This is a genomic window from Mesorhizobium sp. M0136 (assembly GCF_040322515.1).
In the GTDB taxonomy this organism is placed as follows: domain Bacteria; phylum Pseudomonadota; class Alphaproteobacteria; order Rhizobiales; family Rhizobiaceae; genus Mesorhizobium.
This window is the reverse complement of record NZ_JAMYTP010000013.1, coordinates 167654-176985: the sequence shown is the minus strand read 5'-3', so window position 1 is coordinate 176985 and position 9332 is coordinate 167654. Positions and strand designations below refer to the sequence as shown.

Sequence of the window (9332 nt, the reverse complement as noted above, 5' to 3'; positions counted from 1 at the left end):
TCGCCCGTGTCGCGTTGCCGACATGGACACGCTTCCAATGTTTACAGATACTTGACGAGGGAGTGCATAATGACTCACGCATCGCGATGCCGCGCAGGGCTCGCTCGGCTGCATTGTTCGATAGGCAGATCCGCCCATCGTCGAGGAACCGGGTGAAGGATGACCAGCGGCGCAGCATGTAGTTGAAGGCCTTGGTCAGATCATGTCCGCGCGAGAGCTTGTCGCGCGTCTCGATCATCCAGCGCTCGAGCCCGGTGACCAGCGGCACGCTCCGCTCCTGGCGCACGGCGTGGCGTTGGGCCGGCGACAGGCCGTTGATCTCGCGTTCGATATCGAACAGGGCATCGATGCGCTTCACGGCTTCAACCGCGAGCGGATAGATCAGGTTGGGCTTCTCGCCGTGCGCCTTCTTGCGCGCCGCCGCTTCGATATCGGCCAGCTCGAATACTTTGCGCCGGCTGTGGGCCCAACAGCTGGCTTCCAGAATAGGCGCCGGCTGACGACCCGCCGCATAGAGATCGCCATAACCGCCATAGGCATCGGCCTGCAGAATGCCGCTCCAGCCGGCGAGATGCGCCGCGGTATGTTCGCCTCGGCGATCGCGGGAATAGTAGAACACCACCGCCGGCGGATCGGCGCCGCCGAACGGTCGGTCATCGCGCACATAGGTCCATAATCGGCCGGTATCAGTCTTGCCCTTGGCCAGGACCGGAACCGTCGTATCGTCGCCGTGCAGACGTGAAGCCGCCAGCACATGGGCTTCGAGCCGCTTGAACAGCGGCATCAGCACCGCGGCGCCGGCGCCGACCTGGTCGGCGAGCGTCGACAGGCTGAGTGGCACGCCTTCGCGGGCATAGCGTTCAGCCTGGCGGTTGAGCGGCTGATGCTGGCCGAACTTCTCGAACAGGATCATCGCCAGCAGGCCGGGACCGGCCCAGCCGCGCGGGGTGGCGTGGAACGGCGCCGGAGCCTGGCTGATCGCCTCACAGTCGCGGCAGGTGAACTTCTCCCGCACGTGTTGGATCACCTTCCATTGCCGCGGCACCACCTCCAGCGTCTCGGTGATATCCTCACCCAGCCTGCGCAGCCGATGACCGCCGCAGCAGTGGCAAGCGGTCGGCGCCGGCTCGACCACGCGTTCGCGCGGCAGATGCTCGGGAAATGGCTGGCGCGCCGGTCGTTTGCGCACATAAGGCGCCACCTCGGTGGTCCGGGCCGCGGCCTGTTCGGCGGCGATCTCGTCTTCCGTCGCTGTGCTCTCGAGTTCCTCGAAGGTGAGCTCCATCTGGTCGTGGAGGCGGGCGGAACGTTCAGAACTCTGACCATGCAGCGCCCGCTGCAGCTTGCGGATCGTCAGATCCTGATGTGCGATCAGCGCCGCATCATCCGATGCCTTGGCCCTGGCGGCCGCCAGTTCGGCCTCGACCAGCGCAGCGCGCGCGGCCTCGTCTTCGGCTCTGGCCAGCGCCGCGGTCAGCGCTGCTCTCAGCGCGCCAATATCGTCCGGAACAGCATCCTGGGCGGTGGCAACCATGCCCTGGAGTGAATCATAAAACGCGTCCGTTGACTCGCGGAAAATGGCGCAAACTCAAAGAAAAACTCAGCCCGCGCGCTGCGGTCGGAACGTGTGACGCGGGTTGCGCCAATCGATCCCGTCGAGCATGTAGGCGAGCTGCGCCGGTGATATGGAAACCGTGCCGTCCGCCGGCGACGGCCATAGAAACCGGCCCTTCTCGAGCCGTTTTGCATACAGCGACATGCCGAGCCCATCATGCCAGATAATCTTGATCAGATTGCCGCTGCGGCCGCGGAAGACATAAAGATCGCCGGCATGCGGATCCCGGCCCAACGTCTCCTGAACCTGCAGAGCGAGGCCTTGCATCCCGCGACGCATATCGGTCCGGCCGACCGCCAACCAGATCCGCACCTGGCTCGGAACCGGGATCATCAAACGCCCAGCGCCTTCACCATCGCCGCCGCCAGTGTCGGCGGTGTGGTCAGCGGAATCCGCAGCCGCACCTTACCGGCGATCTCCAGCTCGATCACCGCTGGTGGCGCCGCCGGCACCGAAGCGGCGACAGGCTCATTGGGAACCACGACAACTTCGGCAAAGCCCGTCTCGCTGGCTCTCAGCGTGCGGCGCCACTTATAGATCAGGCTGGTCGCGACATCGTACTGACGCGCCACCGCCGCCACGGTGGCCCCGGGCGCGAATGCCGCGGCCAGTATCCGGCACTGATCCTCTTCACGCCAACGACGACGACGCTCAGGCCCGGTCAATAACGTCACATGGCTCATGCTGTGCTGCTAACTACGCTCGTAAGGAAGACCTTAAGAGCGCAGCCTCGCTATCGTGCCATGCTCGCGCAAGGCGGCCCTCGCCGGAGGGGTACGACGAATAAGCATCGGATGCCGCAGATTTCCGAATGGTCCTTTGAGGCGATCGCCGCAATGGCTAGACCGACAACAAGCGAAATGACTAGGGCGACACCCACCGGAAGATGATGCATACCGGCTTCGTACCGACCGCTCGGATAAACGTCGATGAACGTTTGGAAACACCCGTCACGGACTCAGACCATCCCTAACAAATGGTTAGCCGTCCTCATCGCTGAGCCGGTTTATAGAGAGGAAACCCGCTAGCCGCCCTAAGGCCCCTTCATGGCTCGCCACTGGTTCAACCCTCCGGTCCCCGTCAAGACCGAGCGTCCCGGGTTCATTCGCAACGTCAACAACGCCGAGACAGCCGGCGAGGAGCTTATGAAGTGGACCAAGCGTGGCCCCTGCTGGGATCTCGCGGTGCGCGTTTGCATGGCCGTGATTTTCGACGAGATGGAACCTGAGGAGGCCCGCAAGGCATTCCTGGCTGCTGCAAAAGAGGAGGGGACATTGCTCCCCCCAACGACAAGTAGCTAAATTGGATGCGGTATAAGGTTCTAGGTGTCTCTGACCGACACCGCCTTCGCGAAAGGAGCCCGCCGCCGGTGAGGGAGAGGCGACGGACCCCGCCACAGCGGCTGCACATCCGAGAAGGACCACTGCAACCTCTAAACCCGCGAGGGCCTACATCGTTCCCTTAGCTGCGGCTAAAGCGGGGTTGGTCAGCGGGCTCTTGGCGCTCTAAGTTCCCCTTATGGGTCCTCTCTGGTTCTCTCCCCCGGTCTACGTGAAGACGAAACGTCCGGGCATTCGCAATGGGGTCAGCCACGTCGAGGGAGCCGCCGAGGAACTCATGGGGTGGGACACAAAGGGCCCGAAGTGGACCAAGGCGGTCCAATCCTGCGTCGATGCGTTCCAGGGCAGCGCCTCCCCCCAAGAGGTGCGTGAAGCCTTTGAGGCGGCTGCCAAGGAGGCCAACGTGTATCTCTCCCCTGAGTAGGAGGTACAGGGTCTTGGTGTGGTGATCGAGGTATGCACGAGCTTGGTCGCCGCCATCGGGCAGAACCCCCTTGGCGGCAAAGCTTGCTCCATGAAATTGATGGCGCCGTCATTATCGAAGCGGCGATGGCGAAATTGGCATGGTGAATGTTTGCAGGCGCTTGAACCCTTGGGAGCATAGCTGTTGGAGGTCATCGATATTGTCTTTTGGTTTCAGAGTGAGGTTGCGCCGCTGTTTGTCTGTCTCCAGCCGGATACAATCAAGCGGTCTTGCGACGGTCCGGACGAACGCAGCGTCAGCGCTGCTCCGCAGCAGCGCGCTGCAGACGGCGGTCGCCAGCCAGCTTGAGGCGCAGTCGCCGCAACCACTCGCCATCCTCTCCGAGCGGATCGCAGGACAGCTACGCGATTCTGAGCACTGCCAAATCGGCCTAATTTTCCACCGCCGAATGGACGATAAGACGCGTAAGCGAGTTTCCGGACCGGAAGCTATGCGTTGGGTTGCCCAAACGATGCAGAGGCGCTGCTGTGTTGGCGCGACACGCTCGACCGCAGGTGCGGACGGCATAAGAATTTTGGAGAGGCCCGTGGTGACTGGGATTGCGCTGGTATTGGCGACGCGCGAAGACTGGGTCGATGTCTGGGGCGACGGAGCACCCGCAAGGGCCACTTCATAACGGAGAATGGAGGCCGTGCTGGGAGGTTGTTGCTTCGGCTACCAACTCAAAGTGATTGTCCGGGAGAGTTCGGCGATGTCGCCATAGATCATCGAACCTGTGACGAGAAAACATTTATCACTGAGGACTTCGAAGAGTGAGCTTGACGCGGTACAAACCGGCAGGTTCTTCGAATTGGCGTACGTGCCGAGCGTCGCGGTTTCGACCTTACGGTCCTTGGCTTCGGCACAGCCGACACTGATCGCGAGGATTGCGATAGCAATGAGAGTCGCCTTGCTCATATTTTGCCCCTGCAGCCAGCTCTTGTCGGGTAAGTCGCGTGATGCATCAAAGTAGCACCGGCCTACGATCGGTTTCATCCATCGATTGGAGGAAGCGGGCTCATCCATAATTAGCAATATCTTGAGTGAGGCGCCGAGCGCACCAGACTCATGGAATGGCGCGGGGCATAGGTATAGGTGACGTGGTGCCGATCACAGCCACAGTCCGCAGACGGGTCACTGAGGACCACGTCAGCGTTTCTATCCCGAGCTATAGCTTTCCGCATTCGATCATCGATCATACCAAGGTGAAGAAGGGGCAGCAGATCGAGCTTACCGGACAGATCACGCGCATAGACGAGGAAGGCGGCAGGGTGACCGTCGATCTGGGACCGCTGGTGACGATCGACATCGACAAGGTCAGGCTGGTCGAGAAGTACAGGACGCCAAAGCGCAAGTAGCCGCTGCGCGACATGGTGGATTAGCTCGCGGACCGTAAGCGCTATTTTCGCTGCACGTTGACGCGAGCGCTTTCGACGGATGGCCTTCGAATCGGGAACGGTATCTGGTCTGATCAGGCTGCTGTTGCTTTGGCGAAGTTGAAGGGCAGCAGATCCTCGATGGCTGCGTTCTCGGGGCGCTGAGGTAGTTCAGTGAGGACGTGGCGCAGCCACGCTAACGGCTCGACGCCACAGGCGCGGCAGGTCAACATCAGGCTGTAGATGACGGCGCTGGCCCTGGCTCCGTCGACGGTATCGCTGAACAGCCAACTTTTCCGGCCAGTGGCAAAGATTCTGATGTCACGCTCGAGAAGATTGTTGTCGATCGGCATGCTGCCGTCCTCGGTGTAACGAGTCAGATATCCCCATTGGTTCAGGGTGTAGGAGACGGCGTCGCCGAGCTTGCTGTCCGGCAAGACTTTTGGGGCGATGTCGTCGAGCCATGCCTTGAGAGCATGGAGGATCGGGACACTATGTTGCTGGCGGAAGTGGCGAATGCAGTGATCTCGCGTTTCGCCGTCATCGGGGATTTCGTTCCGCGCCTGCCTTTCAACCCGATAGAGCTGTTCAAAGAACCGGAGCGCCTGTTCCGGCGGGCCGCCGCCTTTCTTCCTCGCCTTTAGGGCATCGACGAAGCGCCGCCTGGAATGGGCCATGCAGCCAAGATGCGTTGCCCCTTCCAGCGTGCGCCAGGCGGAATAACCGTCACTCATCACGATGCCGCGGTAATCGCCCAAGAAGGTCTGCGGGTGTATCTGGCCGCGACCCGGCTGATAATCGAGCAGCACGATCGGCTCGTCACTGTCGTGGCCGCTCCGGTATGCCCACATGTACGAGGTGCTGGTGGCCTCTCTGTCCATTTCCTTCAGCACCTGGACCGTGGTCTCGTCGCCATGGATGAGGGGCTGCGATCTGAGCCGCAGCTTCAGCACGTCATAGATGCGGGCGAGATGCTTTTCGCTCGAGCCGATCACCCAGTGACCCAGAGCGCCACGGCTGACAGGAACGCCCGCGCGCTCGAAGGCCTGCGCCAGGCGGTAGAGCGGTGTGCCGTCGACGTATTTGTGAACGAGCGCGAAGGCCAGCGTCGAAGCCGTGGCGATGCTGCCAGGCAAGGGTTGCGCGGGCATCGGCGCGGTCACGACCGGCGTGTTGATGCCGGTACGGTCGCAATGACGGCAAGCATATTTGAACCGCACATTCTGCAGGACCTTCGCCTTCACCTCGATATGAAGTTGCTCGGTAACGGCCTCGCCCATGCGATGCATCTGGTGACGGCAGCAAGGACAAGCCTTCTGATCGTCGGGAAGGTCATACTCGACGCGCTCGCGCGGCAGGTTTTCCGGCAAGGCCTTGCGGCCGCGCTTCTTTCCCGTCGCCCCTTCGCTCGCCGGCAAGCCCGTGTCCGGCAGGACAACGACGCCGCCATCTTCGTTGTCGGCGGCGTCCTCATTCGCGGCCTGTTCGGCTTCATTGAAGAGGCGGTCAATGTGCTTTTCACTGCGCGGCGCAAAACGATGCAGTCGTGCAAGCGCCAGCTCTTCCTCGAGTTTGACGACGCGTTCGGTGAGTTGACGGTTCTGCGCCTGCAGCGCAGCAATACGCGCCATCAACGCTTCAACAGTGGTTCGCCGGGTCGATTCATCAGATTCTTGAATCGAAAGCATGCCGCCGCGTCAACCGCTCAATTCGAGAGCCCTCAACCGGCAACCTGATATTGCCGCACCGGATGGCGGACCATCGCATCGATGTCGATGCCGTCGAGGATCCAGTGCAATTGCTCGGTCGTAAGCGTGACCACCGCTGCCTCCCGGCGCGGCCACCGGAACTTGTCCTCGGTCAGCCGCTTCATTACCAGCACAAAGCCCGACCGATCGAAGAACAGGAGCTTCATCCGGTCGCGACGGCGATTGCAGAACGCAAAAACCGCCGGAGCAAACGGATCGAGCGCCATCGTCTCTTGGACCAGAACCGCAAGGCTGTTGATGCCGGCCCGGAAGTCGATCGGCTCGCGGTGCAGGTAGACTTTCAGGTCAGCGCCCAGTCTGAACATGACCCAGTGCTCCGATGGTCGCCGTCAACGCATCCACATCACCGCATTCCAGCGTCAACTTCACGCCGTTCGGCAGCGACGCGCTCACCTTGGCTGGAGAGGAAAAAGGCGCTGTCCTTTTCGATGCCGACCTACGTGCCCCATCGCAAGTCCCCGGCAAATCCACCGCAGCCATGCTGCTCTGTCGCAGCAAGGCCCGATCGGAAGTGCTTTCAATCTGAACCGGGATGAACGCCGATGGTGGGGGCTGTGGGAGGGACTGGGTCTCCGCCCGCTTCTTTATCCACTTCCGAAGAAGGTTCGCATTGACCCCATGTTCGAGCGCAAGCCTCGATACCGACACGCCAGGCTCAAGACAGGCCGAGACAAGACGGTCCTTCGATGCCGGGTCGTATCGGCGTCGCCCGTCCCGACCGACAAGCCTCACCCGCAGTTTCTGCTCATCTTCTTCCATCACAAGGTGTCCACCTATTTTGGTGGACACCTCATGCATCAGAGCACTCAACAGCAAAAGGTGCGGGGAAATTCGCGCTTACCGCGGACCGCCGCTTATCCACGCGACATCGGTACCACTCAAACGAATGGCAATTTTCTGGCTGAATGCGTTTACGGTCCATGCTCGGAGACCACGCATAGGTATCGCGCGGGAGACAGGTGACTCCCCGTTTCAAGGCGTCGAGATGCTACGAGCACTGAACAGTCAGTTCCTTAGACCTAAAGATCGGGCGATCTGCCAGCGGGTTGTCGACCAGGTAACCGCCGACGCCAAATGGTACAGCACCCCGATAGACGGTCAGATTCTGGCCTCGACCACGCTGAATCTCTTTCAATCAGGGGTCGTAAACGAAACGAATTTGCTGGCACATGTTCGCGCGCGGCGCCACGACTTCACTAAACTGATAGGCTAGTTCTTCACCCTCGCGACATGGGCGCGAAATGCGGCTCCTCGTAGTCCGCCGGCCTATTGTTAAGCAGATTGAGCGCCCGCTTTATGTCCCGATGCAGATGGTCGATCGCATTCCCAATGCTCGCCAAATGGCTTGAGCGACAACTGCGCGTCGCGGAGTTCTACCGTCAGAAGCCACGCCTGTCGTTCAATTTTGGCGAGGTGATATTCGGAAACGGCTTCGTGTCGGCGAGGGTGCGGCATCCCGCACAATAGGAATATATTCCGCATGCCGTTAAGGCAAATAGACTTCGTCCTGCCCTCAGCGCATGCTCGCCGCGGGCATTTTGGGGGAAGCAAGAAAAACAAGTTGTGTCCGTTAGTAGCCATCAGCGTTTTGTCGGGCTGCGCTACTCGCCCAGCCGACATCAAGCCCACGCTGGTTTCGTCCAGCGTATACGCGGCAAGTCCTGCAGCCAGTTGGAAGCCGAACTTTACCGAACGAGTTCCGACCTGGCGCCGATAATGGCCGTACAAGACAGAACCGCCCGCCATGACGTGGACGGCGTGTTTTGGCTTGGCTTGCCGGTTGGCAGCATGATGGACAACACAGACATCAAGGCACGTGAAGCCAAGAGCCGAGCTGAAGGGCAACATGGACGCGATCAACGCAGCCGACGAAAGGGCGGCTGTGTTGCCGGCACTCTGTAAGCCGTTCCAACGTTAAAATTGTCGGCTTGCTTCCCGCCCTCGCGACTGCGGAGTGGTCGTTTCATCGATTGACTCGCGTAATGCACCGGCAGTTAATCTCCCCGCAAGGGCAAAAGAGGGGCTATGAAACTGGGAGCAAACGATGACTGTCCAAAAAGAAGACTATCGAACCAACAGAGCCGACTACGCCATAGCTGCCATGCATAGCCGAGCGACCGCTGAGGGCGATCGTGACGATTTGGTGGCGAGGAAAAAGTCCCTGTGGGTAACAGATCGGCGATCTGCAAAATTGGCTGCAAACCCCTCCGAAAGCTCGCCAGAACCCAAGGCAAAAGCGCGCGATAAGTGAATCGGACGCCAGCCACTTTCTTACCGCCGCGTACTTCGTTCGCATGGTTCGATTATATTAGACCTATCTAATATACTAACCAGCCAGTCGAGCATTCCCGAACGCTCGCTGGTCAGGCCCAGCGGCGGCCCCCCTAACCCAAGCTGCTGGGCCGCCACTCAGAGCAAAGCGCGATGTATGAGCATACTAGCATAACGGTGATCGTCTCCACCTTGCCGGCCTTGCTTAGCACCACCTGAAAATCAGCTTCGAATCCCCGAATGTGCGGGGTCCCAGTGGCCATCACTAGACATTTCGAGATTTGCGGTTCGAGCCGGCTCCCTTCATCGGCATGAGCGGTGACGGAGTACATCATCTTGGCAAATCAACACAGCCGGCATCCTCGTCCCCTCATTCGGTCGAAAGCTAGGTGGAACAATCAGGGTGCGCAACTTGTCATCACTGATATTGCCGCTTCACCCCAGCTTTGAGCGTGCGCCCTTCCGTCTGTGCGTGGTTCACCGTTTTTTACGTTATTA

At 60.4% G+C, this 9332-nt stretch carries 9 protein-coding genes and 1 pseudogene; 3 read left to right on the top strand and 7 right to left on the bottom strand.

The window, feature by feature from the left end:
* The 3 genes from tnpC (NKJ35_RS17825) to tnpA (NKJ35_RS17815) form a co-directional block, all read right to left on the bottom strand.
* Positions 1-1534, bottom strand: a 1534-nt coding sequence (gene tnpC, locus NKJ35_RS17825) for an IS66 family transposase (protein WP_352648850.1), incomplete at its 3' end; no start/stop codon positions are given.
* Between the two features lie 66 nt (positions 1535-1600).
* Positions 1601-1948 (bottom strand): IS66 family insertion sequence element accessory protein TnpB, encoded by a 348-nt coding sequence (gene tnpB, locus NKJ35_RS17820; protein WP_006201720.1) that lies wholly within the window; start codon positions 1946-1948, stop codon positions 1601-1603.
* The gene (gene tnpA / locus NKJ35_RS17815) at positions 1948-2298 is read right to left on the bottom strand and encodes an IS66-like element accessory protein TnpA (protein WP_352648848.1); all 351 of its coding nucleotides are present in this window, start codon (positions 2296-2298) and stop codon (positions 1948-1950) included. Before tnpA (NKJ35_RS17815) ends, tnpB (NKJ35_RS17820) begins: the two co-directional genes overlap by 1 nt.
* A 363-nt stretch (positions 2299-2661) precedes the next feature.
* Between tnpA (NKJ35_RS17815) and NKJ35_RS17810 the strand changes: the two genes are divergently transcribed.
* The gene (locus NKJ35_RS17810) at positions 2662-2916 is read left to right on the top strand and encodes a DUF982 domain-containing protein (RefSeq protein WP_352648846.1); all 255 of its coding nucleotides are present in this window, start codon (positions 2662-2664) and stop codon (positions 2914-2916) included.
* Between the two features lie 217 nt (positions 2917-3133).
* Complete coding sequence (locus NKJ35_RS17805) at positions 3134-3379, top strand: DUF982 domain-containing protein (RefSeq protein WP_023679279.1); 246 nt, start codon at positions 3134-3136, stop codon at positions 3377-3379.
* Positions 3380-4093: 714 nt separating this feature from the next.
* On the opposite strand, the gene NKJ35_RS17800 is transcribed toward NKJ35_RS17805, so the two are convergent.
* Positions 4094-4444 (bottom strand): hypothetical protein, encoded by a 351-nt coding sequence (locus NKJ35_RS17800; protein WP_352648844.1) that lies wholly within the window; start codon positions 4442-4444, stop codon positions 4094-4096.
* A gap of 77 nt (positions 4445-4521) precedes the next feature.
* Between NKJ35_RS17800 and NKJ35_RS17795 the strand changes: the two genes are divergently transcribed.
* Positions 4522-4776 carry a hypothetical protein gene (locus NKJ35_RS17795; RefSeq protein WP_352648842.1) on the top strand — a complete coding sequence of 85 codons (255 nt, stop codon included), beginning with the start codon at positions 4522-4524 and terminating at the stop codon, positions 4774-4776.
* 113 nt (positions 4777-4889) lie between these two features.
* Here NKJ35_RS17795 and tnpC (NKJ35_RS17790) read toward each other — a convergent pair.
* The 3 genes and pseudogenes from tnpC (NKJ35_RS17790) to tnpA (NKJ35_RS17780) form a co-directional block, all read right to left on the bottom strand.
* Positions 4890-6460 (bottom strand): annotated as a pseudogene (gene tnpC, locus NKJ35_RS17790) (IS66 family transposase).
* Between the two features lie 54 nt (positions 6461-6514).
* Positions 6515-6868 (bottom strand): IS66 family insertion sequence element accessory protein TnpB, encoded by a 354-nt coding sequence (gene tnpB / locus NKJ35_RS17785; RefSeq protein ID WP_352469379.1) that lies wholly within the window; start codon positions 6866-6868, stop codon positions 6515-6517.
* Positions 6849-7322: an IS66-like element accessory protein TnpA gene (gene tnpA, locus NKJ35_RS17780; RefSeq protein WP_352453912.1), complete on the bottom strand. Its 474-nt coding sequence runs from the start codon at positions 7320-7322 to the stop codon at positions 6849-6851. The genes tnpB (NKJ35_RS17785) and tnpA (NKJ35_RS17780) overlap by 20 nt, the downstream gene beginning before the upstream one ends.
* Between the last annotated feature and the right edge of the window lie 2010 nt (positions 7323-9332).